Genomic DNA, 24,841 nt, shown 5'->3' with positions numbered 1-24,841 from the left:
GCAAAGAGCGGCATGCTCTTCACCTCAGACAATTGGGCCGGCGTCCATCCCGATATCCTCGATGCGATGGTCGCCGCGAATGGCGGCAATGCGCCGGCCTATGGCAATGACCCGTCCACCGAGGCGGCGCGCGCCGCTCTGTCCGACTCCTTCGAGCGGGAGGTCGAGGTCGCTTTCGTCACCACCGGCTCCGCGGCGAACGGCCTCGCCCTGGCCTGCATGATGCCGCCATGGGGTGCGGTCATGGCGCATGAGCATGCGCATGTGCATATCGATGAGTGCGGGGCGCCGGAATTCTATACCGGCGGCGCCAAGGTCCTGACCGTGCCGGGGCAGGGAGGGAAGCTGACCCCGGCGGCGCTACGCGACGCCCTCTCCGTCTATTCACCGCCCCAATATCACCGGGTGCGGCCGGCCGCGCTGTCCCTGACGCAAGGCACGGAATGGGGATCGGTCTATCAGCCGGATGAGATCGGGGCGCTCGCTGAGGTCGCGCGAGCCTTCGGCCTGAAGGTCCACATGGACGGCGCCCGCTTCGCCGGTGCCGTCGCATCCGGCGCGGGAACGCCGGCCGAGCTGACCTGGAAGGCAGGGGTCGATGTCCTCTGCCTTGGCGGGACGAAGAATGGCTGCATGGCGGCCGAGGCGGTCATCTGCTTCGACAAGGCGCTGGCCGAGCAGCTGCCCTGGCGCCAGAAGCGGGCCGGACTGAGCTGGTCGAAGCACCGCTTCCTTTCCGTGCAGTGGTCGGCCTATCTCAAGGACGGGCTCTGGCTCGATCTGGCCGGGCACGCCAATGACGCAGCGGCGCGCCTCGCCGAGATGATGTCGCGGCACGAGGCGATCGACCTGATCCTTCCCCCCCAGATCAACGAGGTCTTCGTCACCATGCCGGACGGTTTGGCGGAGAAGCTCCGCGAGCAAGGCGCGCAATTCTATGACTGGATCCAGCCCAATGACGCCCATGACCGCAAGGCGCGCCGCTTCGTGACGAGCTATGTCACGGCGGATGCGGATATCGCTGCGCTCGAAGAAGCGCTTCGCTAGAAGCCGTAGACGGCCTTCGCCACCCGGTAAGTGTTGGCGTAGGCGCGGACGGTATCCGAAATCGGCACGGCATAGCCGCCGCCGATCGCCATGGAGCAGGGGATGCCGCGCCGCCTGCAACCCTCCAGCACGAGGCGGTCGCGGGCGGCGAGGCCGTCATAGCTGATCGAGAGGCGGCCAAGGCGATCCGTGCTCAGAGGATCGACGCCCGCCTGGTAAAGCACGATATCCGGCGCGAACTGCCAGAGCTGGGGCAGGTGCTCCTCGATCGCGCGCAGGAAGGCATCGTCCTCCGTCCCGTCGGGCAGCGGCACGTTCAGCGTCGCCGGGACCTTCCGGAAGGGAAAATTCTTCTCTCCGTAGACGTCGAGCAGGAACACGTCCGAGCGATCCGCCAGCAGCGCGGCATTGCCGTCGCCCTGGTGGACGTCGAGGTCGATGATCCCCACACGGTCGACCAGGCCTTCTTCAAGAAGCGTGAGCGCAGTCGCCGCCTGGTCGTTGTAGATGCAGAAGCCAGCGCCGAATTCCCGGTGCGCATGATGTGTCCCGCCCGCCATCTGGCCCGACAGGCCATGCTGAAGCGCGATGCGCGCGGCGGCGAGCTGCCCGCCAACGGTCCGGCGTCCCCGCAGCGGGATTTCCTCAGACCACGGAAAGCCGACGCGGCGCATCGCCCGCGCATCGATGCTGCCGCTTTCGAGCGCATCGACATAGTCCGGGTCGTGGGCCCGCAGGACCGTCTGCCTGTCCGCGAGCGGGGATACCGCGATCTGCTCCTCGGTGAGAACGTCCGTCGCCAGGAGTTCCTTCCGCAGGAGGGCGTATTTCTCCGCCGGGAAGCGATGCCCTTCGGGCAGGGTCAGGCCGAAGGCGTTCGAGGCGAAGAAGATCACGAGGAGGCCGCAAGCCAGCCGCCGAGCTCGCGGCGGACCAGCGCCTCCACCGCATCCAGGAAAGCGGGGTCGAGATTGAGGCAGGGGACAGCGGTCAGCGCGTCGCCGCCGGCTTCCTCGAAGATCTCCGCCAGTCCGATGCCGATCTCCTCGAGCGTCTCGATGCAATCGGAGACGAAGGCGGGCGCCATGACCGCGACGCGCTTCTTTCCCTCCGCCGCGGCCGCGCGGACGAGGCTCTCGGTTGAGGGCTCGAGCCATTTCTCCGGACCGAACTTGGACTGGAAGCCGACCGGCGCGAACGCCTCGCTCCAGCCCATCGCCTCGCGCAGCAGGCGTGCGGTCTTCTGGCAATGGCAGTGATAGGGGTCGCCGGCCGCGAAATAGCGCTGCGGCAGGCCGTGAAAGGACAGGATCACGCGCTCTGTCTGCGGCCCCACATGCGCCTTCGCGCTCTCGGCCAGCGCTGCGATATAGGCGCTCTCGTCATGGAAGGGCGGGAGGGTCCGGATGGCCGGCTGCCAGGGCTTTCGCGCCAGATGGGCGAAGGCGGCATCGATGACGGTGGCCGTCGTGGTGGCCGAATATTGCGGGTAGAGCGGCACGATCAGGATGCGGTCGCAACCCTCCGCCTGAAGCGCGTCGAGACGGCCGGCAATGCCCGGCACGCCGTAGCGCATGGCCCAGTCCACGCGCGCCGCGTCGCCCAAGCGGTCCTGAAGCCGCATGGCCTGCTCGCGGGTGTAATAGCGCAGCGGGCTCTCATCGCTTTCCTCCCGCCAGATCTTGGCATAGGCGGCGCCGGTCTTCTTGGGCCGCACATTGAGGATGACGCCGTTCAGGACCGGCCACCACAGGGCCTTCGGATAGTCCACGACCCGCCTGTCGGAGAGGAATTCGCGCAAGTAACGGCGCACCGAAGACGCATCCGTGCCCTCCGGCGTGCCGAGATTGACCAGCAGAACGCCGATCCGTCCTTGACGCACGGGCGGGTGCCCTTGCGGCAATTCCTCTGCGGGAAGTTCTGAGCTTCGTTCTGAAGGTTTGGCTAACATTATGATTTGTCTACCTTACGCCATTGTTCGGTCGCATTCGCGAGGGGGTGCGCTATCTATGAGGGGAATGCAAGGAGGACAGGGCGATGAACAAGACGACATGGCGACGCGCCGCGCTCGCAGGGGCGGGAGCGCTGGCGCTCGGCGCCTGCGCCACCTCGACCCCTTATGCGCCTGCCGAAGGCTCGGGCTACGGGTTCACCGACCAGAAGATCGAGAATGACCGCTACCGGATCACCTTCCGCGGCAACAGCTCCACCCAGCGCGATACGGTGGAGACCTATCTTCTCTATCGCGCGGCGGAGCTGACGCTGCAGAACGGCTTCGACTATTTCGTGGTGGTCGAGGACGACACCGAGGAAACGACGAACTATACCGGCACGTCGAGCCTCGGGCTGACCGGCTATGGCCCCGGCTTCTACAATTACTACGGCTATGGGCGCGCCTTCCCCTATTACGGGTTCGGCTACCCCTGGGGTCCGGGCTTCGGGGATTTCGATCTGCGCGAGCGCAACCGCTATACCGCCATCGCCTATATCGTGATGGGCAATGGCCAGAAGCCCCAGGACACGCTGACCGCTTATGACGCCCAGGAAGTCGTGAACAATCTCGGACCCGTCATCCGCACGGCAGAGCAGGGCTGACGCTTCCGCAAAGCCTCTCGGCCGGTTAGGCTCGTCCGATGCGAACGGAACGAGTCATGACAGCGAAAACCAAACTCCGGGCGGCCTTCCTTCTTGGAACGGCCGCCCTTTCCTTGTCCGCCCATGCGGCCCAACTGCCCGGCATGGCCCAGAAGGACGAGACGATGCAGAGCACGAACGCCGCGAGCGAAGATCCCTATCTCTGGCTGGAGGAGGTCGAGGGCGAACGCGCGCTCGACTGGGTCCGCGAGCAGAACGCCCGCTCGCTCGAAGAGTTGCAGGGAAATCCGCGCTACGAGGCCCTGCTCGAAGAGGCCCGCGCCATCCTGACCTCGGAAGAGCGCATCCCCGCCGCCTCGCTGCGCGGCGGCTATGCCTATAACTTCTGGCAGGACCAGGATCACGTGCGCGGGCTGTGGCGGCGCATGCCGGTCTCCGACTATGTCGAGGGCTCCGACGATTGGGACGTCATCCTCGACATCGACGCGCTCGCCGAGAAAGAGGGCGAGAACTGGGTCTATGAGGGCGCCTCCTGCCTCGAGCCCGACTATGAGCGCTGCATCCTGACCCTGTCCCGCGGCGGCTCCGATGCGGCCGTCCGCCGCGAATTCGACATCGCCAGCCGGGAATTCGTCGAGGGCGGCTACCGGCTCGAAGAAGCCAAGGCATCGCTCGCCTGGCTCGGCGAGACCGAGATGCTGGTCGGCACCAGCACGGATGGCGCGACGGATTCGGGTTATCCGGTGAAGACCCGCCTATGGACCCGCGGCACGCCCTTCGAGGAGGCGGAGGTTCTCTTCGAGGGCGAAACGAGCGATGTCGGCGTCTGGCCGTTCTCGATCTACGATCACAAGAGCGGCGAGCATGTCGGCGGCATCGTCCGCGCCGTGACCTTCTACGATTCCGAGCATCACCTGCGGATGGAAGACGGCAGCTTCGAGAAACTGCCCTTCCCCTCCAAGGTCGACCTCGCCGGCTATCTGGACGGCAAGATCATCGTCAGCCTGAACGAGGACTGGGACTTCGGTGGACAGTCCTTCCCGATCGGCAGCGTCGTCGCCTACGACCCGCAGGCCGAAGCAGCGCAGCTCGTCTTCTCGCCCTCGGACAGCCAGGCGGTGCAGTCGGTCTCCTCCGGGCCCGATGCGATCTATGTCTCGCTTCTCGACGATATCAACGGCCGCATCCTGCGCTTCGCGCCGGGCGATGACGGCTGGTCGTCCGAACCGGTGGCGCTGCCCGATAACGGCGTCGTCAACGTCGCCTCCATCGACGAGGTGACAGGCGAGATGCTGCTCTATCACGAGGATCCGGTGACGCCGGAAACCCTCTACTACAAGGCGGCGGACGCCGAGCCCGAGCCGATCAAGCGCACGCCCGATTTCTTCGACACCCAAGGGGTCACGGTCACCCAATACAAGGCGACCAGCAGCGACGGCACGCAGATCCCCTATACCGTCATCGCCAAGAAGGACGTGCTCGAAGGCGGACCCGCGCCGACGATCCAGTACGGCTATGGCGGCTTCCAGGTGCCGATCCTGCCGGGCTATTCCGGTACGACCGGCAAGCTCTGGGTCGAGAATGACGGCGTCTACGTCATCGCCAATATCCGCGGCGGGGGCGAGTACGGCCCGAGCTGGCACCAGGCGGGGCTGAAGGGCGAGCGTCAGAAGATCTATGACGACTTCTACGCGGTCTCCGAGGATCTGATCGACAGAGGCATCACGACGTCGGAGCAGCTCGGCATACTCGGCGGCTCGAATGGCGGCCTTTTGATGGGCGTGTCGATGACGCAGCGCCCCGACCTCTACCAGGCGATCGGCATCGGCGTGCCGCTCCTCGACATGCTGCGCTACCACAAGCTCCTCGCCGGGGCGTCCTGGGTCGGCGAGTATGGCAGCCCGGACGTGCCCGAAGAGCGCGCCTTCCTCGAGACGATCTCGCCCTATCAGAACCTCGAGGAGGACGAGGATTATCCGCGGCCCTTCTTCTTCACCTCGACCAAGGACGACCGGGTCCATCCCGGCCATGCCCGCAAGATGGCGAGGAAGATGCAGGGGTATGGCCAGCCCTTCCTCTACTACGAGAACATCGAGGGCGGTCACGGCGCCGCGGCGAATCTCGAGCAGACGGCCAAGCGGCTCGCGCTGCAATACACCTATTTCGCCAACGCCCTCGGCCTCGAGGCGGATGGCGGGACAACCGGCGACTGATCCCGGCGGCGGCAGGGCCCCGAAGGGGGCGCTGCCGGTCATACTTCTCTCTCTTCCCGCCGAAGCGTAGATTTCCGCCGGGGAAGAGAGGGATTCCGCGATATGATCTCGATGCTGGCGGCCATCGCCGCGCTCCATCCGCCGGTCATCGTGCCGGCGGGAGAGGGGGAGGCGGTGCCCGTCCCCTTCCATCCCGTCCGCCTTCTCCTTTCGGGCAGGGCGAGCGAGGGCGGCGTCACCTTCTACGAATTCGAAGTTCCGCCTGAGAGCAGCGGGGCCCCGCCGCATGTCCACCGCTCGGAGGACGAATATTTCTACGTGCTCGAAGGCGAGGTGACGCTGCTCGACGGCGAAGAGGCCGTCACCGCCGGGCCCGGCGCGCTTGCCGCGCTGACCCGGGGGCATCAGCACGCCTTCTGGAATGCCGGCGAAACGCCTCTCAAAATGCTGGTCATGGTTTCGGGCGAGAACCGTTTCGAGGACTTCTTCGACGCCCTGGTCCTCGCCCTGCGCGAAGAGGCGCCGGCGGATGGCCGAGCCTTCGGCGCCCTCGTGGGACGCGTCGCGGTCGAGCACGATATCGAGATGCGGCCGGACGCCTTGCCCGAAGAGGCGAGGCCCTTCTATCCCGTGCCCTGACAAGACCGGCGGGCACGGCTAGGCTGCCCGCTTCGCACGGCAGGGGCAGGACATGGCTGGCATTCTCGCAGGGCTCGGCGCCTGGGGCTTCTGGATACTGGCGCTGGCGGCCTTCGCCGGGCTCTTCGTGCTCGGCCGCATGAACCTGCCGCTCTGGGCGCGGGTTCTGATCGGCCTCTTCGCGGGCGGGCTTCTCGGCTATCTCTTCGGCGAGACGGCGGCGCAGGCGAAACCCATCGGCGACGCCTTCGTGAAGCTGATCCGGATGCTCATCGTCCCGCTGATCTTCACCACGCTCACCGCCGGCGTCATCGCCATGGGCGATCCCAAGAAGCTCGGCTCGCTCGGGCTCCGGACGATCCTCCTCTACATGGCGACCACGGTTTTCGCCGTGACGCTCGGCCTGATCATGGCGGTGATCTGGCGGCCCGGCATCGGCCTCGACATGGAAGCGGGCGCGGACGCCGCCTCGGCTGCGGTGACGGCGCGGCTCGAAGCGGCGGCGGGCGCCGAGCGCACCGTGGTCCAGCAGCTCCTCGACGTCATCCCCGCCAACCCGCTCGCCGCCATGGTCGAGGGCGACATCCTCGCGGTCATCTTCTTCTCGATCCTGTTCGGCGTCGCCATCCTCGCCTCGGGCGAGGGCGCGCGCTCCATCGGGCGCGGCATCGAATCGGCGGCCGAGGCGATCCTCAAGCTGACGGGCTTCGTCATGGCGCTCGCGCCCTATGGCGTCTTCGCCCTGATGGCCTGGGTCCTGGGCACGCAAGGCCTCGCCGTCCTCGTCAATCTCGGCAAGCTCGCAGGCGCCCTCTATCTCGCCTGCGCCTTCCAGATCCTCTTCGTCTACGGCTTCCTCGTGCGGGTCGTCCTCCGCCTGCCCTTCGGCAGGTTCCTGCGCGGCATTCTCGACGCGATGAGCACGGCCTATTCGACGGCAAGCTCCTCGGCGACGCTGCCGGTGACGATCTCCAATGTCAGCCGGAATCTCGGCGTCCACAAATCGGTGGCGGGGTCCGTGCTGCCGCTCGGCGCGACGATCAACATGGACGGCACGTCCATCTATCTCGGCATCGTCGCGGTCTTCGCCGCGCAGATGGTCGGCATCGACCTGACGCTCGGCCAGTATGTCGGCATCGCGGTGACCGCCACAGCCGCCTCCATCGGGGCTGCGGGCATCCCGTCGGCCAGCCTCTTCCTCGCCGTCGCGGTCCTCCAGACCTTCGGTGTGACGATCGAACAGGCGGTCGCGGTGATCGCGCTCGTCTTTCCCTTCGACCGCCTCCTCGACATGATGCGCACCACGACCAATGTGACGGGCGACGCGGCCGTCGCCACGGCCGTCGCCAAATGGGAAGGGGAGCTCGACGAGGAGGTCTTCCGTCACGGCAAGGTCGATGCGACGGTGCCGGCATGAAGCCCGTCCGCATCCTCACCACCGGCGGCACGCTCGACAAGGTGCATGACTGGCGCACCGAAGGGCTCGCCTTCGCCGGCGCAGGCAAAAGCCAGGTGCCCGAAGTGCTGGAGAACGCGCGCTGCGAATGGCCAGAGACCGAGCAGCTCTTCCAGATCGACAGCCTCGAGATGACCGACACCTATAGGGCGCTTCTCCTCGAGCGTATCGTCAAGGCGAAGGAGGCGGCGCTGGTCGTCACCCACGGCACCTCCACCATGGGAGAGACCGCGCGTTATCTCGACGGGAAGATCGAGGGAAAGACCGTGGTGCTGACCGGCGCCATGCGGCCCCATTCGCTCTTCGTCTCGGACGCCGCCTTCAACCTCGGCGGCGCGATCATCGCGGCGCAGACCCTGCCCGCAGGCGTCTTCGCGGTGATGAACGGCCGCGTCTTCCCCGCGCAGGAGGTGCGCAAGAACGAGCGGCTCGGCCGCTTCGACGCATGAGCGGGGCAGGGGCAGGCCCGCTTGTGCCGCCCCTCGTCTGGCTCGCCCTGTTCGCGGGAACGATGGCGCTGGCCGGCTGGATCCTGCCCCTGGCGGCATGGCACCTGCCCGGACAGACGCCGCTGGCGGCGGCGCTGGTCGTCTGCGGCATCGGCGTCATGGCCGCGGGCGTCCTCGCCTTCCGCCGCCGGGGCACGACCGTGAACCCGATGGCGCCGGAAAAAGCCAGCGGTCTCGTCACCGGCGGCATCTATCGGGTGACCCGGAACCCCATGTATCTGGGAATGGCGATCCTCCTCCTCGGGCTGGCGCTCGGCATGGGCAGCCTTTCGCCGCTCCTGATCGCGAGCCTCTTCCCAGTGGTGCTCACGCGGTTTCAGATCCGGCACGAGGAAGCGGCCCTGCGGCGCCTCTTCCCGGATACCTATCCCGGCTACGCCGCCCGCGTGCCGCGCTGGTTCCTGATCTGAACCGGGGGCGGACGGGCATCGATTGACCGGGGCCCGCTTCGCGCGTAGAAGCCGCGACCACATTCGGGTCAGCTTGAGCACAGCTGCGTCTACCGGCACGACCCTCCGCCTCTTGAGCGGAGACGGGGCCGGGGATGTCCCGCCGCCGGGGTAACGCCCTCGCGGCGGCGACACGCGTTGCGGCAAGGGTTTCTCGGCCCGGAAGGAAGGTTTTGCATGTTCGACAGCCTGTCAGATCGCCTCGGCGCCACCTTCGACCGCCTGCGCGGCCGCGGGGCGCTGACCGAGTCCGATGTCCAGGAGGCGCTGCGCGAGGTCCGCATCGCGCTCCTCGAGGCCGATGTCGCCCTGCCGGTCGCCAAGAGCTTCGTGGCCAGCGTGCGCGAGCGCGCGGTCGGCCAGGAAGTGCTGCGCTCGATCAAGCCGGGCCAGCAGGTCGTCAAGATCGTCCATGACGTGCTGGTCGAGACCCTCGGCGGCGAAGAGGGCGAGAACGACCTCAACCTCGCCAAGGCGCCGCCCGTGCCGATCCTGATGGTCGGCCTCCAGGGCTCGGGCAAGACGACGTCGACGGCCAAGATCGCGATGCGCCTTCAGAAGCGCGAGAAGAAGCGGGTCCTCATGGCCTCGCTCGACACGCGCCGTCCGGCCGCGATGGAGCAGCTCGCCGTCCTCGGAGAGCAGGCGGAGGTGAAGACCCTGCCGATCATGCAGGGCCAGTCGCCGGTCCAGATCGCGAAGCGCGCGATGGAGGCGGCGAAGCTTCAGGGCTTCGACGTGGTGATGCTCGATACGGCTGGCCGCCTGTCGATCGACGAGCAGCTCATGGCCGAGGTCGCCGAGGTTCATGGCGTGGCGCAGCCCGCCGAAACGCTGCTCGTCCTCGACGCTTTGACCGGCCAGGACGCGGTCGAGACGGCGACGCGGTTCAAGGCGCGCGTGCCGGTCACCGGCGTGGTCCTCACCCGTCTCGACGGCGATGCCCGCGGCGGCGCCGCGCTCTCCATGCGCAAGGTGACGGGCGCGCCGATCAAGTTCGCCGGCGTCGGCGAGAAGCTCGATGCTCTCGACGCGTTCGATCCCGAACGCATGGCGGGCCGCATTCTCGGCATGGGCGACATTGTCGGGCTGGTCGAGAAGGCCTCCGAGGAGATCGACCAGAAAAAGGCCGAGGCCGCGGCCAAGAAGCTCGCCAAGGGCCAGTTCGATCTCGACGACCTCGCCGACCAGTTCGCGCAGATGCGCAAGATGGGCGGCATGAACGCGATCATGGGCCTCATGCCCGGCATGGGGAAACTCAAAGGCGCCGTCGATGCGGCGGGCGGCTTCGGCGACAATCAGATCCGGCGCCAGGAAGCCATCATCAGCTCCATGACGAAGAAGGAGCGCAAGAACCCCAAGCTCCTCAACGCGAGCCGCAAGAAGCGCGTCGCGGCGGGCTCGGGCACGTCCGTTCAGGAGGTCAACAAGCTCCTCAAGGCCCATCAGGGCATGTCCACCATGATGAAGAAGATGGGCAAGGGCGGAAAGCGCGGCATGGCGGCCAACATGGCCAAGATGCTCGGCGGCGGCATGCCGGGAATGCCCGGCGGCGGAGCCCCCGGAGGCGCGCCGAACTTGCCGGGTCTCGGCGGCGCGCCGGGCGACATGCCCGATCTTTCGAAACTCGGCGGCCTGCCGGGCCTTGGCGGGCCGAAGAAGAAGTGAGGCTGCTTCCGATGGCCCCCCTCACGCTCCTCTGCGCATGTGCTCTCTCCGGCGAGACCGAGACGCTGAGCGTGATGAACTATGCCCGGGAACCGATCGAGGCCGCCTGCGCGCGCGATGCGGTTCTGGCCGAGGAGGGCTTCGCGCTGCGCGGGGCCCTCGGCCGGCGCGGCGGCGCCTCCGAATTCACCGCTCTTTTCAACGACGATCTGCCGGTCCGCGTGATCGTGCGGAACGCGGACGGCACGGGAGAGGTCAGCGCCTTCACCCGCCTTCCCAAGGACGCAACGCCGCTTGAGCGGCGTGAAGCCAGCTTCGCCGTCGAGGCGGCGGACGAAGCGATCTACCGTTCGTGCACCGCGGACGGCCGTGAAAGCGATGGCGACATCGTCATCGAAACAATCCCGAACTCCTGAAAGACAAGGACAGAACCATGGCTCTCAAACTCCGGCTCGCCCGCGGCGGCTCCAAGAAGCGGCCCTATTACTCGATCGTCGTCGCCGATGCGCGCATGCCGCGCGATGGCCGCTTCATCGAGAAGATCGGCGCCTACAACCCGCTCCTCGCCAAGGACGACGAGAACCGCATCCAGCTCGACACCGACCGCGCCAAGCACTGGCTCGAGCGCGGCGCCCAGCCGACCGAGCGCGTCGCGCGCTTCCTCGGCACGGCCGGCCTGATGGAATGGAAGCACGGCAACAACCCCAAGAAGGGCGAGCCGGGCCAGAAGGCGAAAGAGCGCGTCGAAGAGCGGGCCGAGAAGGAACGCGCCGCCAAAGAGGCCGCCGAAGCCGCCGCCAATGCGCCGGCCGAGGACGAAGCCGCCGAAGAGACCGCGGAGTAAGCCCGCATGCCTGCGGACAAGGTCATACTGGGCCAGTTCGCGGGCGCGCATGGCGTGCGGGGCGAATTCAAGCTCCGCAGCTTCACCGAAGAGCCGGAGGCGGTCGCCGCCTACGGCCCTCTCCTCACGCCCGACGGCCGCGCGCTGACGGTCCGGCTTCTCCGCGAGGTGAAGCCCGGCCTGTTCGTGGCGCGGGCGAAGGAAATCACCGCGCGAGAGGATTGCGACGCCTATTCCGGCCTCAAGCTCTCTGTCCCGCGCGATCGCCTGCCCGAAACGGATGACGAGGACGAGTTCTATCTCGACGATCTCGTCGGCCTCGAAGCCAGGACCGAAGACGGCGCGCCTGCAGGACGCGTGAAGGCCGTCCTCAACCACGGTGCGGGCGATCTGATCGAATTGTCCGCCGTGCCCGGCCGCAATGGCCTGATCGTCCTGCCCTTCACGCGGGAGGACGTGCCGGAGGTGAGCCTCGAAGGCGGTTACGTCGTCGTCGTGCTGCCAGAAGAGGACGAGGGGTCCGAACCCGATGACGGCATGCCCCCTTCGGTCCGCCGATAGGCCTTGGACTGCTTGTTCATCACCTTGGCGGCGAGTTCGGGTCCCATCAGGCGCGATGAGCGGGCGATCGCCTGATTGACCCGCCCCGGGACATAGACGACCGGCCCGTCTTCCAGCGCATCCAGCGACCCTTCGGTCACGGCGCCCGCCTCCATCCACATCCGCTCCGACACGCCCTTCATCCGCTCCCGCGTGCCGTTCACGTCGTGGAACTCGGTATAGGTGAAGCCGGGACAGCAGGCCTGCGCCCGCACGCCTGCGCTCTCGCCTTCGGCGGCGAGGCTCTGCGAGAAGCTGATGAGGAAGGCCTTGGACGCGCCATAGAGCGTGTGCCCCGCGCTGCCGGGCACGATCCCGGCGAGGCTCGCCACATTGACGATCCGGCCCCAGCCGCGCTCATGCATGGCCATGTTGGCATGGTGAGCGAGTTCGGCGCAGGCGGTCACCATGAGCTGGAGGAAGTCGCGCTGCTCTGGCCAGGATGTGTTGGCATAGGTGCCGGGCAGGCCGAAGCCCGCATTGTTGATCAGGATGTCCGGCGCCGCGCCGATCTCTTCGAGAATGGCGGCGGGCGCTTCGGGCTTTGACAGGTCGGCCGTCACCACCCGCGCCCTGCGGCCGAGCCCTTCGATCTCTCCCGCCAAGGCCTGAAGCCGGTCCCTGCGCCGCGCGACCAGAACCAGATCCGCGCCGCGCTGCGCCAGCCCGCGCGCATAGGCGGCGCCGAGGCCCGCCGATGCGCCGGTGACCAGGGCCGTGCGGCCCGCATAAAGCTCGCTGTCGCTCATCGCGTTCTCCTCGTTCATTTCGGCGGACGCTCCCCGAAAATGCCGGAGCCGACGCGGACCGAGGTCGCGCCGAGGCTCACCGCCGCCTCGTAATCGGCGGACATGCCCATGGAGAGCTTCAAAAGGCCCGCCTCCCGCGCCAGCTCGTGGAGGAGCGCGAAATGCGGGGCGGGCGGCTCATCCTGCGGCGGAATGCACATCAGGCCCTCCACCGCCAGGCCATGTTCCTCCCGGCAGCGCTTTGCGAAGGTGACGGCCTCGGCGGGCGTCACGCCCGCCTTTTGCGGCTCTTCGCCCGTGTTCACCTGGACATAGACGGGCAGGGGGCGGTTCTGCTTCTCCATCTCGGCGGCGAGCACGCGCGCGATCTTCTCGCGGTCCACGCTCTCGATCACGTCGAACAGGGCCACGGCATCGGCGGCCTTGTTCGACTGCAACGGCCCGATCAGGCGCAGCACGACATCCTCGTACCGCTCGCGCAGTTCCGGCCATTTGGATGCCGCTTCCTGCACGCGGTTCTCGCCGAAATCGCGATGCCCCGCCTGAAGCAGGGGCGCGATCCGTTCGGCGGGAAACATCTTCGAGACGGCGATCAGCGCGATCTCGCCGGGGTCCCGCTCCGCCTCTCTCGCTGCGCGGGCGATCCGGCTTCGCACCTCTTCGAGGTTCAAGGTGAGGGCTGTGTCTGTCATGTCTCCGGCATGAACCAAACCGCCGCGCGTGTCATGAGGCTACAGGCAGCCGCGAATGCGGTCCGCCGGGCTTCGCCCATGCGCTCTCCGCTCCCCTTCGCGCTCGCCCTCTTCACGGATGAGGAACGGCATCCGGATATCGTTTCGCTTATGGAACGGCTGCCGGGAGCAGGCCTCCTCCCGCCGCTCCTGATCGTCTTCCGGCATTACGGGCTTCGTGCGGGTGACAGGGCCGTCCTCGCGCACAGGGCTGCGGTCGTGGCCCGGCGCAAGGGGCACCTCTTCGTGACGGCGCGAGGCAGCTTCGGCGACGGCGCGCATAATGGCTGGAGCAGGGGGCTCAGGACGGTCTCGGTCCACGGCCCGCGGGAAGGGGCGGCCAAGGCCGCGGCGCTGCGCCCGCATCTCGGTTTCGTTTCGCCGGTCTTCCCGACGCGAAGCCATCCGGGCGCTGCCGCGCTCGGCCCCGCCCGCGCATCGGCCATCGCGCAGCGCCTGCCTTATCCCGCCTTCGCGCTTGGCGGTGTCGACGATCTTTCGACGAAGCGCCTGATCGGCACGCCCTTTTGCGGGATCGCGGCGATCGGCGCCTTCGGTCCTTAGAAGCGGATCGCGCTTTCTAGCACGATGGCGGCGGCGTCTTCCTTGCCGCCCAGCGGATCGGGTTTGTCGCTGTCCACGAATTGCGCGGCCACGCCGAGCGTCACGCCCTGGTCGAAGACCTTGGAGACGCCGGCCTGCGCGGTCTGGGTCTGGCGGTCGAGCGCATAGGGGATGAGCGCCGGATCGGCGCCGCTCATCGGGCCGACGAGAAGCCCCGCATCGCGCTCGGCATCCGCCGCGCCATAGCCGAGCATGAAGTTCCAGTCGCCCGCCTCGTAGGTCACGCCCGCATCGAAGGCGAGATAGTCTTCGTCGCGCTCTTTCAGGATGCCCGCATTGGTCGACTTGACCGATCCGCCCACCGTCACATTGCCATAAGCGAGGTTCAGCCCCAGCGCATATGACCTGTAATCGCCGAGCGGCAGCGCGACCGCGCCGGGCCTCAGCACCGGCTCGTCCTCGTCCGCCCGGACATAGGAGGCGCTGAGTCCGACCAGCAGCGGCTCGCTGCCGACGTCGAAGCCGTTCTGGTAGTAGACGGCCGCCTCGACCACGTCGCGCCAAGACTGCTCCTGGATCGACGCGCCGGGCTCGAACGGGACGACATAGCCCGGCACGGGCGCGCAGGCGTCGCCGCCGCAATCGGCCAGAGTCGGGGCATAGGAAAGGCCGAGCTGGAGCTGGCCGATCAATCCGCCGAGGAACCCGGCCGGCGGCATATAGGTGAGCTTCGTCGCCGACCCCGAAAAATCGTTCACCGTGTGGACGTCGTTCAACCCTGTCAGATCCGTGCGCCAGTCATTCACGCCGATCGAGCGGAAAATGGTCGGGGAGGTGACGGCGAGGCGGGCGGCGACCCCGTCATCGCGGCCGACATGCACGCTGCCGAAGCTGCCGCGGGCGAAGACATAGGCGCCTTCGAGATAGATATCGCCAGAAGAGATGCCGAGCCCTCGCGGCCCGCCCGCGGTGAGGGAGGAATAGCGCCCGCCGGCGAAGAGGTTCTCCGGCATGTCGCCGTCCGCGCGAACCGATCCGCCCGCGCCGAGCTCGAGGCCATTGCCGAGCAGGGTCGAACCCTCCGCCCGGAGGACCGCATCGGCGTCGCCGCGCGCATCGCCGTCGACCACCCCGCCGACCACCGTGGCTTCGCCGGTCACCTCGATCGGATGTTCCTGCGCCACGGCGAGATCGACGGCGCACAACCCCGCAGCCAGCGCGAGGGCGGCTCCGGCCGCGCGGCGGGGCCCCTGTCGTTTGCGCATGCGTGCTGGCTGATCCACCGGTCCCGAACTCCCTCTTTCTCGTTTTTGTTCCCCAGAGTGTGATACCGCTAGCAGCGCTGTTCAAAGGTTGAGTGACACAAACTGCCGGAATCCGTGAGGGCGTGGTGAGAAAGCCACGCTTTTGCGCGCACCGGCCTCCCCATCACCGCCTCAACTCGCTGTAAGGCGGGCGCCATTGACCCTTCCGGCGCGTCCACTACCTTGCCGCGGTCCGAAACGAAGGCTTCTGCATGACGTCCCAGATTTCCCGCGCCAAGGCGCTGCGCGCGTTCAAGATCACCGCCATTGCGGGGTCGGCCGCCATTCTGGCCGCCTGCGCCGATACGGGAACGGGCGGCAGCAATGTCCCTCTGATCCAGTCCAGCAGCGGCGCGGCGACCAGCGTGAACCGCTATCTGTGGACGGCCTCGCTCGAGACGATCGACTTCATGCCGCTGTTCAGCGTGGATCCCGTCTCCGGCGTCATCATCACCGACTGGTATGCCAACCCGCAGGTGCCGAACGAGCGGTTCAAGGCGAACGTCTTCATCCTCGACACCGCGCTGCGGGCCGATGCGCTGCGCGTCTCGGTCTTCCGCCAGCAGCTGACGCAGGCGGGCTGGGCCGATGCGCCGGTCAATCCCTCGACCGCCGCCGAGATCGAGAACGCGATCCTCAGCCGCGCGCGGGAGCTTCGGCTGAACAGCCTTTGAGGGCGCGGCCCGCGCCCGCTTGCCTCGCTGCCGCACAGGCGCGAGAAGGCCCGTTCAGCTCGAGGACATCATGGCGAAGTACGAACCCGCGCGCGTCGAGGAGAAATGGCAGAAGGCCTGGGACGAGGCCGATGCCTACAGGACGAAGGCCGCGCCGCAGCGGCCTTATTACGTCCTCGAGATGTTCCCCTATCCCTCGGGCAAGATCCATATCGGCCATGTCCGCAATTACGCGATGGGCGACGTGGTGGCGCGGACCAAGCGGGCGCAGGGCTTCGACGTCCTCCACCCGATGGGCTGGGACGCGTTCGGCATGCCGGCCGAGAACGCGGCGCTCCAGACCGGAAAGCATCCGCGCGACTGGACCCTCTCCAATATCGAAGTGATGCGCGGGCAGCTCAAACGCATGGGCCTCGCGCTCGACTGGGACCGCGAATTCGCGACCTGCGAGCCGGACTATTACCGCCACCAGCAAAAGCTCTTCCTCGATTTCTTCGATAAGGAATTCATCGAGCGCAAGGAATCGATGGTGAACTGGGACCCGGTCGATCACACCGTTCTGGCGAACGAGCAGGTGATCGACGGCAAGGGCTGGCGCTCCGGCGCGCCGGTCGAGCGCCGGGTGCTCAGCCAGTGGTTCTTCAGGATCACCGACCGGGCCGAGGACCTTCTCGCCGCGCTCGACGACGGGCGGCTGTCGGGCTGGCCCGAACACGTCAAGCAGATGCAGCGCAACTGGATCGGCAAGTCCAAGGGCCTGAAAATGGCCTTTCCGCTCACGGCCGTCGCGGGCGCGCTGCCGGGCGGCATGGACAGCCTGCCGATCTACACGACGCGTCCCGATACGCTTTACGGGGCGAGCTTCCTCGGCGTCTCGCCCGATCACCCGCTGGCCAAGCATTACGCCTCGGACGATCCGGGCCTCGCCGCCTATCTCGCCGAATGCCAGGCCGCGGGCACGTCCGAAGAGGCGATCGAGAAGGCCGAGAAGACGGGCTATCCGCTGCCGGTCACTGGACGGCACCCCTTCACGTGCGAGGAGCTGCCGGTCTTCGTCGCGAACTTCATCCTGATGCAATACGGCACGGGCGCGATCTTCGCCTGCCCGGCGCATGACCAGCGCGACCTCGACTTCGCCCGCAAATACGGCCTTCCGGTCAAGACGGTCGTCCGCCCGCCCGATGCGGACGCGGATTTCGCGGTCGAGAACGAGGCCTTCACCGATCCCGGCACGATCATCAATTCAGGCTTCCTCGACGGCCTGCCGGTCGAAGAGGCGCTGCCCAAGGCCATTGCCAGGATCGAGGAGATGGGCTGGGGGCAGGGGACCACGAATTACCGCCTGCGCGACTGGGGCATTTCCCGCCAGCGCTATTGGGGCTGCCCGATCCCGATCATCCACTGCGAATCTTGCGGCGCCGTTCCGGTGCCGAAAGGCCAGCTGCCGGTGGAGCTGCCGGACGTTCCCGCCGAGGCCTTCGGCGAGCCCGGCAATCCTCTGGACAAGGATTATGCCAAGGCGTGGCGCGAGGTCTCCTGCCCGTCCTGCGGCGGCGCGGCGCGGCGCGAAACCGACACGATGGACACCTTCGTGGACAGCTCCTGGTATTACGCCCGCTTCGCGAGCCAGCCCTCGGATGCGCCGGTGAACCCGTCGGAGGCCAATGCCTGGCTGCCGGTGAACCAGTATATCGGCGGCATCGAGCACGCGATCCTGCACCTTCTCTATGCGCGCTATTTCATGCGGAACATGAAGGATTGCGGGTATACGGATCAGGACGAGCCCTTCGCCAACCTGTTCACGCAGGGGATGGTGACGCATGCGACCTATAAGGACGAAAGCGGCAATTGGCTGCTCCCCGAAGAGGTCCGTATCGAGGGAAGCTCGGCCACGCATGCCGAAACGGGGCGCAGCGTCCTGACCGGCGCCATCGAGAAGATGTCCAAATCCAAGAAGAACGTCGTCTCGCCCGACGCGATCGCGGATCGCTACGGTGCAGATGCGGCGCGGTTCTTCATGCTGTCGGACAGCCCCCCCGAACGGGACGTCGAATGGACCGAAAGCGGGGTCGAGGGGGCGAGTCGCTTCGTCACGCGCGTATACGATCTGTGTGCGGCGCAGGAAGGTCTTCTGGCGTCCGCGCCTTCGGACATGCCCGCGACGGATGACGACACGGAGCTTCGCCGCGCCACCCATGCCACCATCGCGGGCGTGACGGCGGATATCGAGGCGTTCCGCTTCAACAAGGCCATCGCGCGGCTCTACGAATTCCTCGGTGCGCTGAAGGGCCTTGCGACCGGGACCGACGCCGAGCGCTTCATGGCGGCCGAGGCGCTCTCCGCGCTTTGCCGCCTCGTCGCGCCCTTCTGCCCGCATCTCGCCGAGGAATGCTGGGAGAAGATCGGCGGGAAGGGCCTTTGCTGCGACGCGCCCTGGCCGCAGGCCGACGAGGCGCTTCTCGTCGCCGACACCGTCACCGTGCCGGTGCAGGTCGGCGGCAAGCGCCGGGGCGAGGTCGCGGTCTCGCCAGAAGCGACGCGGGAGGAGGTCGAGGCCGCCGCCCTGGCCGAGCCCGCGGTGGCGCGCTTCGTCGAGGGCCAGACCGTCCGCAAGGTGATCGCCGTGCCGAACAAGCCTTCGGGCTGGCGCATCGTCAATGTCGTGGTGGGATGAGATGAAAGCGCTCCTCGCCGCGCCCGCGCTCATGCTCCTCTCCGCCTGCGGCTTCACACCGCTTTATGCGACGGGCGGGGACAGCATCGCCGGCGAGATGCGCGAGGTCTTCGTCGGCGATGTCAGCGGCCCGCCCGATGCCAGCTATTACGTCTCGGACTCGCTTCGCGACGTCCTGCCGGACGAGGCGGGCGCGGAAATGCGCTACCGCCTGCGCGTCGCCCTGCGCGACCAGCGCCGCGCCATCGCCGTGACGCGGGCCGCCGCGACCACGCGCTACGACTATGTCCTCAACGCCGCCTATACGTTGACCGATCTCGATACCGGCGCGGTGCGCAGGCATGAGCTCGAGACGGTGGTCTCCTACGGCGTCGTCGCCAGCCAATACGCCTCGCTCGTCGGGCGGGAGGACGCGGTCCGCCGGGCCGCGACGGATCTTGCGCGCAGGATCGAGACCGATGTCGCCCTCTATCTCAAGGGCCGGGCGCCCGATACGGCCCGCGTGCCCCTGCCGCCCGTGATCGACGACGAGCCGCTCGAAGAGCTGCCCTCGGATGAAGGCGACACGACCGGCACCGGGACCACGATCCCCGAGGACGCAGAAGGCACGCAGGCCCCGGCCGGGGCGGGCCTTGAGGGATGACCGTCCTCAAAGGACGCGACATCGAAGCCTTCCTGAAAACGCGCTTCGCCGAAAAGCCGGTCGTGCTCGTCTACGGCCCCGATCAGGGGCTGGTGCGCGAACGGGCCGCCAGGATCGGCGCGCAGGTCACGGACGATCCCAACGACCCCTGGGCGGCGACCGAGTTCACAGAGACCGACCTGTCCGAGCCCGGACGGCTGGCGGACGAAGCGGCGGCGCTCTCCTTCGGCGGCGGCGAGCGCCTTGTCCGCGTGCGCGGCGGCGGCGATCCCGTCTCCAAGGCCGTCCGCCTGCTTCTGGACGGCATCGAGGCAGGCAGCGTCAAGCCGAATGCGGTGATCGTGGTCGAGGCGGGCGACCTCAAAAAGACCTCCGCCCTGCGCAAGGCCTGCGAGAAGAGCGCCGCCGCCGCGGTCCTGCCCTGCTATGCGGATGAGGCGAGGGACGTCATCGCCGCGGTGCGGGAAGCTCTCGCCGCCGAAGACCTGACGATCACGGAAGAGGCGCTGATGGCCTTTGCCGGGCGGCTCGGCGATGATCGCGGCATCACCCGGTCCGAGATCGAGAAGCTGATCCTCTTTGCGGGGCCCAAAGCGCTGCGGGACGCGCCGCGCCAGGTCGGCCTCGAAGATGTCGAAGCCTGCCTCGCCGACGGAACGCAGGACGCGACCTTCGCCGTGTGGGATTGCGCGGCGGCGGGCGACAGCGAGGGGCTGTCCGAAGCGCTGCATCGCGCGGAAGGGGCGGGGGCGAGCATGCTCGGCATCCTGCGCATCAGCCAGACCAAGCTCCTGCGCCTCCTCGCCGCCGCCCGCATGGTGCGGGACGGCAAGCCTGCCGCCGCAGCGATGAAGAGCCTGCGCCCGCCGGTCTTCTATTCCGAGCAGCGCGCCTTCGCAGAGCAGCTCAAATTATGGACCGTCCCGGCGCTGGAGCAGGCCGTCCAGGATCTTCTGGCTGCGGATCTCGGCGCCAAACGGACCGGCGCCCCCCAGCGCGAGATCGTCGAGCGGGCGCTCCTGCGGCTCGCCGCCCGGGCCAGACGCTGAGGCCTTCTTCTCCCGCTCGCCATCACCATGCCGCAAGGATCGCCCGGACAGACCTAGACGGCCGGAGCCGCGCTGATCCTCCGGCGGCCGCGAAAGGTCGCGGTGGCCGAAGCGGGCGGTCAGGCCCGCTCCGGCGGGGAAAGCCTCAAAGGCCGCCCAGAAGGTTCACCGTCGCCTCGGTCGTCATGTCCCCGACCTCGATCGCCGCATCGGAAAATTCGGGCATGGCGGTGCGATCGACATTGCCGGAAAAGCCCCAGGGCTCGGTCGGGCCCATTTCCTCAAGGCTCAGGCCGCCATCGCCATCAGTGTCCTGGAAGGCGGCCACGGCATAGGAGCCCGGCTCGACATCCTCGAACATCACCGTGACGATGCCCGCCTGCGGCTCGGCCACCTGCGTGTACTCGCCGCCGGTCTGGGCGAAATTCTGTTCCGTCTGGAGGGCGACGAAGACCTCGCCCGCATCGGCTTCGACACCGGAGACAGTCACCGTCACCATGCTCTCGCCGCCGAGGGCCGGCTCCTCGAGGGCAACCGGTTCGATCTCTTCTTCTCCGTAAGCCATGTCCTCGTCGCCGAAATCTTCAGCGGTCTCGACGATGGTTCCGTCATCCTCGATCTCGTCGATATCGTCATCGCCGCCGCAGGCCGAGACGCCGGCCAGCGCGACGAGCGCGATCAGGGGAAGGGTCTTCATGGGGATCTCTCCGCTTGTCTCGAACGCGTGCAACAGGCCGGGCCGCCTCCGCGTTCCTGAGGGGGCCTGCGACGCTTCGTCCGGAACAACCCGTCCGCGGCATCCGTTCCCGGGGGCGGGCACGAAAGGATGAGCGCCATGACCGATGCCAAGCGGACCGACCCGGAGCTGTGGGAGCAGGTGAAGAAGGACGTCACTCAGAGCGACAAGGGCGGCGATCCCGGCGAGTGGTCGGCGCGCAAGGCGCAGATGGCGGTCCAGGAATACAAGAAGCGCGGCGGCGGCTATTCCGATGACGGACCCGACCAGGACGAGACCTCCCTGCATGAATGGACCGAGGAGGACTGGGGCACGAAGTCGGGCGGCGAGAGCGGCGAGACGGGAGAGCGCTATCTGCCCAAGAAGGTCCGGATGCTGCTCACCGAGGACGAGTACCGCCGCAGCACCGCCAAGAAGCGTTCGGGCGACGACCAGTATGTCGATCAGCCGGAGGACGTGCGGAAGAAGGTCTCGCACATCAAGGAGAACGGACCGACTAAGGCGATGCTCGAGGAGCGGGCCGAGGATCTCGGCCTGAGCGGTTCCTCGTCCAAGACGAAGGACGAGCTCCTTTCCGCGATCGAGGAGGCGACGGACGGGAACGGCCGCAAGAAGGGCAGCGAGGCCGCGCTCGAGAACGAGACCAAGGACGCGCTTCTAGAGCGGGCGAGGCGGCAGGACATCGAGGGCCGCTCCGGGATGACCAAGGACGAACTCGTCTCGGCGCTGGCGGATGCCGATCGGGATCATCTCTCCGAGAAGACGAAGGACGAGCTTTACGAGATGGCGCAGGAACGGGACATCGAGGGCCGGTCGGATATGACCAAAGAAGACCTCATCGACGCCTTGTCCTGAACACGGACTCCGGCATCTGGCATGGAACCTGCTGAGTTGGTCGCGTGGTAACACTTGAGCAACCAAGGCAGGGGAACCATGAAACGCTTTATCAAGACAGGCGCCGCGGCGGCGCTCATCATGTCCATGGCTTCGGGGACGGCCATGGCTGCGACGCTGACCAGCGCGGACCTGACGCCGGGCGCCTCGCATGAAACCGCGACGGCGAGCGTCGACGGGGTGGATGTGACGGTTGCCGCCGGCAGCTTCGATGTGGACTGGTTCAACATCTTCTCCAATCACGGCTATGGCGACGTCACGCTGGGCGGGAAGCTCACCTTCGGCAGCGACGGGATGGGCGTGAAGAACTCCAACGAGATCCTGAACCTCGGACCGTTCGGCGGCATCAATCTCGATTCCGGCAATATCGACGGCTTCAAGACCAATGACATCGCCGTCTTCTCCTTCGACGAAGCGGTCCGCCTCACCTCGATCGGCTTTGACAGCTTCGATGGCTTCCTGCCGGACGAATTCGTGCTCTTCGTCGGCGACAGCCTGAGCGAGCTTTGCGCCTTCAGCGAGATCTCCATCTCCGAGCTCGTCGCGCTCGACGTGGTCGGCAAGGTGTTCGGCATCGGCGCCCGCAGCGCCGAGGACGATTTCGTCATCTCCTCGGTCAGCTTCGACGCCGTGCCGCTGCCCGCGGCTGCGCCGCTCTTCGCGAGCGCCATCGTGGCGGGCGCCTTCGCCCGCCGCCGCAAGGCGCGCGCCTGAGGGGAACCCCTCCGCTCCAGGGCCCGTTCGCCCTCCTGTCCGGTACAGGAGGGCGAACGCCATGGACGATCCTTACGATCTGAAACGCTTCATCGATGCTCAGGAGCCGTCCTATGCGCGGGCGCTCGAAGAGCTGCGGGCAGGCCGAAAGCAGACGCACTGGATCTGGTACGTCTTCCCGCAGATCGGCGGGCTGGGCAGCTCGCCGACCGCGCAGCGCTTCTCCATAAGGTCGCTCGAAGAGGCCTCCGCCTATCTCGCCCACCCGGTCCTCGGCCAGCGGCTGCGCGAAGCGACGCAGGCCGTGCTCGATCTTCAAGGCCGCAGCGCGCACGACATCTTCGGCAGTCCCGACGATCTCAAATTCCGAAGCTGCATGACCCTGTTCGAGCGGGCCGCCGCCGAGCCGCGCCTCTACGCGCTGGCTCTCGACAGGTATTACGACGGCGAGCGCGACCAGGAGACGCTGAAGCGCCTGTGAGGGCAGGGCTTTGCAAGCCGGGCCTCCCGGGCGCACAAGAGCCTCAGGAAACCGGAGGCCATCATGCTGCTGCCCACTGACGACCCCATCGTTCTCGCATCCATCGCCCGCACGCCCATGGGCGGCTTCCAGGGCGAGCTCGAGACCAAGACCGCTTCCGAACTCGGCGCCAAGGCGATCCACGCGGCGCTGCAGCGGGCCGGCGTGGACGAGGAAGACGTCGCCGAGGTCCTGATGGGCTGCGTCCTGCCGGCAGGCCAGGGCCAGGCCCCTGCGCGGCAGGCGGCGATCAAGGCGGGCCTTCCGACCTCCGTGCCCTGCACGACCGTCAACAAGATGTGCGGCTCGGGCATGAAGACGATCATGATGGCCGCGAGCGAGCTTGCCGCCGGGACGGGCAAGGTCATCGTCGCGGGCGGCATGGAGTCGATGACGAACGCGCCCTACCTGCTGCCCAAGGCGCGCGGCGGCATGCGGCTCGGCCATGGCCAGGTGATCGACTCCATGTTCCTCGACGGGCTCGAGGACGCCTATGAAGGCGGCCTGATGGGCAATTTCGCCGAACTCTGCGCGGGCAAGTACGAATTCAGCCGCGAGGTGCAGGACGAATACGCGATCGAGAGCCTGAACCGCGCTCTCGCCGCCGCCCAGAGCCAGTTCGCCGACGAGATCGTGCCGGTCTGCCTCGAATTGCGCTCCGGAACGGTGACGGTGGACAAGGACGAGCAGCCCTTCAAGGCCAAGCCCGAGCGGATCCGGCAGCTCAAGCCCGCCTTCAAGCGCGAGGGCGGCACGGTGACGGCGGCCAATGCCTCCTCGATCTCCGATGGCGCCGCGGCCGTGGTGATGATGCGGGCGTCGGAGGCCGAGCGACGCGGGCTGACCCCGCTCGCCAGGATCACCGCGATGACCAGCCATGCGCAGGACCCCGCCTGGTTCACCACCGCGCCGGTCGGCGCCATGCGCAAGCTGATGGACGAGACGGGGCTCGAGAAGTCTCATGTCGACCTCTTCGAGATCAACGAGGCCTTCGCCGTCGTGCCCATGGCCGCGATGGAGGACCTGCAGCTTCCCCATGAGAAGGTGAACGTGAATGGCGGGGCCTGCGCGCTCGGCCATCCGATCGGCGCCAGCGGCACGCGCATCGTCGTCACCCTGGTCAATGCTCTTCGCCAGCGCAGCCTGCAGACCGGCATCGCGGCCATCTGCATCGGCGGGGGCGAGGCGACGGCGCTGTCGGTCGAACTCATGCACTGAGGCTTCGGTGAGCCACGCCTATTTCTTCCGCTGGCGCATCCGCCCCGGCCGCGAGGCCGAATTCGAGGCGGCATGGGATGCGCTGACCTTGGCGCTGGGCGAGCGCGGCTCGCACGGCTCCGCCCTGTTCCGGGCCGAGGACGGCACCTATGCCGCGCTCGCCCGCTGGCCGGACAGGGCCACGCGTGAGCGGGCGGGCCGCGAAGAGGTGGACGCGGCGCTCCGCGAACGCATGCACGACGCGATCGCGGAAACGCTGCTCGTCCTGCCGGCGGACGAGGTCCTCAATCGCTGGGTCCTGCCGCGGCGCTGATGCCGCTTCCTGCGGGCGTGTTTTGCAAAGCGGCGCCT

At 67.6% G+C, this 24,841-nt stretch carries 27 protein-coding genes; 21 read left to right on the top strand and 6 right to left on the bottom strand.

What is annotated here, in order from left to right; translation table 11 throughout:
* Positions 1–12: 12 nt before the first annotated feature.
* On the top strand, positions 13–1,047 hold the full coding sequence (locus IE88_RS0103885) for a threonine aldolase family protein (protein ID WP_031550418.1): 1,035 nt from the start codon (positions 13–15) through the stop codon (positions 1,045–1,047).
* Here the strand turns inward: IE88_RS0103885 and IE88_RS0103880 are convergent.
* Together IE88_RS0103880 and hemH are read right to left on the bottom strand one after the other, a co-directional pair.
* A complete protein-coding gene (locus tag IE88_RS0103880; protein WP_031550414.1) occupies positions 1,044–1,943 on the bottom strand; it encodes a histone deacetylase family protein in 900 nt (299 codons plus the stop codon). The two genes, IE88_RS0103885 and IE88_RS0103880, sit on opposite strands and share 4 nt — an antisense overlap.
* Complete coding sequence (gene hemH / locus IE88_RS0103875) at positions 1,940–2,929, bottom strand: ferrochelatase (protein WP_238319259.1); 990 nt, start codon at positions 2,927–2,929, stop codon at positions 1,940–1,942. The genes IE88_RS0103880 and hemH overlap by 4 nt, the downstream gene beginning before the upstream one ends.
* 155 nt (positions 2,930–3,084) lie before the next feature.
* Between hemH and IE88_RS0103870 the strand changes: the two genes are divergently transcribed.
* From IE88_RS0103870 to rimM, 10 genes are all read left to right on the top strand, one after another.
* Complete coding sequence (locus IE88_RS0103870) at positions 3,085–3,642, top strand: CC0125/CC1285 family lipoprotein (RefSeq protein WP_036766527.1); 558 nt, start codon at positions 3,085–3,087, stop codon at positions 3,640–3,642.
* Positions 3,643–3,698: 56 nt separating this feature from the next.
* On the top strand, positions 3,699–5,855 hold the full coding sequence (locus IE88_RS0103865; protein ID WP_051881472.1) for a prolyl oligopeptidase family serine peptidase: 2,157 nt from the start codon (positions 3,699–3,701) through the stop codon (positions 5,853–5,855).
* 102 nt (positions 5,856–5,957) lie between these two features.
* Complete coding sequence (locus IE88_RS17100; protein ID WP_051881471.1) at positions 5,958–6,494, top strand: cupin domain-containing protein; 537 nt, start codon at positions 5,958–5,960, stop codon at positions 6,492–6,494.
* A gap of 52 nt (positions 6,495–6,546) precedes the next feature.
* On the top strand, positions 6,547–7,911 hold the full coding sequence (locus IE88_RS0103855; RefSeq protein WP_081871416.1) for a dicarboxylate/amino acid:cation symporter: 1,365 nt from the start codon (positions 6,547–6,549) through the stop codon (positions 7,909–7,911).
* Positions 7,908–8,399: an asparaginase domain-containing protein gene (locus tag IE88_RS0103850; RefSeq protein ID WP_031550393.1), complete on the top strand. Its 492-nt coding sequence runs from the start codon at positions 7,908–7,910 to the stop codon at positions 8,397–8,399. Before IE88_RS0103855 ends, IE88_RS0103850 begins: the two co-directional genes overlap by 4 nt.
* A 23-nt stretch (positions 8,400–8,422) precedes the next feature.
* Positions 8,423–8,869: a methyltransferase family protein gene (locus IE88_RS0103845; protein WP_051881470.1), complete on the top strand. Its 447-nt coding sequence runs from the start codon at positions 8,423–8,425 to the stop codon at positions 8,867–8,869.
* Positions 8,870–9,085: 216 nt separating this feature from the next.
* Complete coding sequence (gene ffh, locus IE88_RS0103840) at positions 9,086–10,576, top strand: signal recognition particle protein (RefSeq protein WP_031550387.1); 1,491 nt, start codon at positions 9,086–9,088, stop codon at positions 10,574–10,576.
* Positions 10,577–10,587: 11 nt separating this feature from the next.
* On the top strand, positions 10,588–10,992 hold the full coding sequence (locus IE88_RS0103835) for a hypothetical protein (RefSeq protein ID WP_031550385.1): 405 nt from the start codon (positions 10,588–10,590) through the stop codon (positions 10,990–10,992).
* A 17-nt stretch (positions 10,993–11,009) separates the two neighbouring features.
* Positions 11,010–11,420 carry a 30S ribosomal protein S16 gene (gene rpsP / locus IE88_RS18815; protein WP_031550382.1) on the top strand — a complete coding sequence of 137 codons (411 nt, stop codon included), beginning with the start codon at positions 11,010–11,012 and terminating at the stop codon, positions 11,418–11,420.
* A gap of 6 nt (positions 11,421–11,426) precedes the next feature.
* Complete coding sequence (rimM, locus tag IE88_RS0103825) at positions 11,427–11,981, top strand: ribosome maturation factor RimM (RefSeq protein WP_031550378.1); 555 nt, start codon at positions 11,427–11,429, stop codon at positions 11,979–11,981.
* Here rimM and IE88_RS0103820 read toward each other — a convergent pair.
* Both IE88_RS0103820 and IE88_RS0103815 read right to left on the bottom strand, forming a co-directional pair.
* A complete protein-coding gene (locus IE88_RS0103820) occupies positions 11,903–12,769 on the bottom strand; it encodes an SDR family NAD(P)-dependent oxidoreductase (protein WP_081871425.1) in 867 nt (288 codons plus the stop codon). The two genes, rimM and IE88_RS0103820, sit on opposite strands and share 79 nt — an antisense overlap.
* A gap of 14 nt (positions 12,770–12,783) precedes the next feature.
* A complete protein-coding gene (locus IE88_RS0103815; protein ID WP_031550372.1) occupies positions 12,784–13,461 on the bottom strand; it encodes a YggS family pyridoxal phosphate-dependent enzyme in 678 nt (225 codons plus the stop codon).
* 78 nt (positions 13,462–13,539) lie between these two features.
* Between IE88_RS0103815 and IE88_RS0103810 the strand changes: the two genes are divergently transcribed.
* Entirely contained in the window at positions 13,540–14,064 is a 525-nt protein-coding gene (locus IE88_RS0103810) for a thiamine phosphate synthase (RefSeq protein ID WP_051881469.1), read from the top strand.
* Here IE88_RS0103810 and IE88_RS0103805 read toward each other — a convergent pair.
* A complete protein-coding gene (locus IE88_RS0103805; protein ID WP_031550366.1) occupies positions 14,061–15,329 on the bottom strand; it encodes a porin in 1,269 nt (422 codons plus the stop codon). The two genes, IE88_RS0103810 and IE88_RS0103805, sit on opposite strands and share 4 nt — an antisense overlap.
* A gap of 251 nt (positions 15,330–15,580) precedes the next feature.
* Between IE88_RS0103805 and IE88_RS0103800 the strand changes: the two genes are divergently transcribed.
* The 4 genes from IE88_RS0103800 (at position 15,581) to holA (ending at position 20,408) form a co-directional block, all read left to right on the top strand.
* On the top strand, positions 15,581–16,042 hold the full coding sequence (locus IE88_RS0103800) for a DUF3576 domain-containing protein (RefSeq protein WP_081871414.1): 462 nt from the start codon (positions 15,581–15,583) through the stop codon (positions 16,040–16,042).
* 70 nt (positions 16,043–16,112) lie between these two features.
* Positions 16,113–18,716, top strand: a complete 2,604-nt coding sequence (gene leuS / locus IE88_RS0103795) for a leucine--tRNA ligase (RefSeq protein ID WP_031550360.1) — start codon at positions 16,113–16,115, stop codon at positions 18,714–18,716.
* Position 18,717: 1 nt separating this feature from the next.
* The gene (lptE, locus tag IE88_RS17095; protein ID WP_031550357.1) at positions 18,718–19,359 is read left to right on the top strand and encodes an LPS assembly lipoprotein LptE; all 642 of its coding nucleotides are present in this window, start codon (positions 18,718–18,720) and stop codon (positions 19,357–19,359) included.
* Entirely contained in the window at positions 19,356–20,408 is a 1,053-nt protein-coding gene (holA, locus tag IE88_RS0103785) for a DNA polymerase III subunit delta (protein WP_036766525.1), read from the top strand. The genes lptE and holA overlap by 4 nt, the downstream gene beginning before the upstream one ends.
* A gap of 145 nt (positions 20,409–20,553) precedes the next feature.
* Here holA and IE88_RS17090 read toward each other — a convergent pair whose 3' ends face one another.
* Positions 20,554–21,105, bottom strand: coding sequence for a DUF2141 domain-containing protein (locus IE88_RS17090; protein ID WP_051881468.1), 552 nt, complete (start codon positions 21,103–21,105; stop codon positions 20,554–20,556).
* A 138-nt stretch (positions 21,106–21,243) separates the two neighbouring features.
* On the opposite strand from IE88_RS17090, the gene IE88_RS0103775 reads away from it, so the two are divergent.
* From IE88_RS0103775 to IE88_RS16255, 5 genes are all read left to right on the top strand, one after another.
* On the top strand, positions 21,244–21,999 hold the full coding sequence (locus IE88_RS0103775; RefSeq protein ID WP_202900421.1) for a Rho termination factor N-terminal domain-containing protein: 756 nt from the start codon (positions 21,244–21,246) through the stop codon (positions 21,997–21,999).
* 78 nt (positions 22,000–22,077) lie between these two features.
* Entirely contained in the window at positions 22,078–22,752 is a 675-nt protein-coding gene (locus tag IE88_RS0103770) for a hypothetical protein (RefSeq protein ID WP_031550344.1), read from the top strand.
* Positions 22,753–22,813: 61 nt separating this feature from the next.
* Complete coding sequence (locus IE88_RS0103765; protein WP_031550341.1) at positions 22,814–23,233, top strand: DUF1810 domain-containing protein; 420 nt, start codon at positions 22,814–22,816, stop codon at positions 23,231–23,233.
* A gap of 63 nt (positions 23,234–23,296) precedes the next feature.
* Positions 23,297–24,490 (top strand): acetyl-CoA C-acyltransferase, encoded by a 1,194-nt coding sequence (locus tag IE88_RS0103760; protein ID WP_031550338.1) that lies wholly within the window; start codon positions 23,297–23,299, stop codon positions 24,488–24,490.
* A 7-nt stretch (positions 24,491–24,497) separates the two neighbouring features.
* Positions 24,498–24,803 carry a putative antibiotic biosynthesis monooxygenase gene (locus IE88_RS16255; protein WP_036766523.1) on the top strand — a complete coding sequence of 102 codons (306 nt, stop codon included), beginning with the start codon at positions 24,498–24,500 and terminating at the stop codon, positions 24,801–24,803.
* Positions 24,804–24,841 lie beyond the last annotated feature (38 nt).

Source organism: Parvularcula oceani, assembly GCF_000733125.1.
GTDB classification, from domain to species: domain Bacteria; phylum Pseudomonadota; class Alphaproteobacteria; order Caulobacterales; family Parvularculaceae; genus Parvularcula; species Parvularcula oceani.
This window is presented reverse-complemented; position numbering and strand designations above follow the sequence as displayed.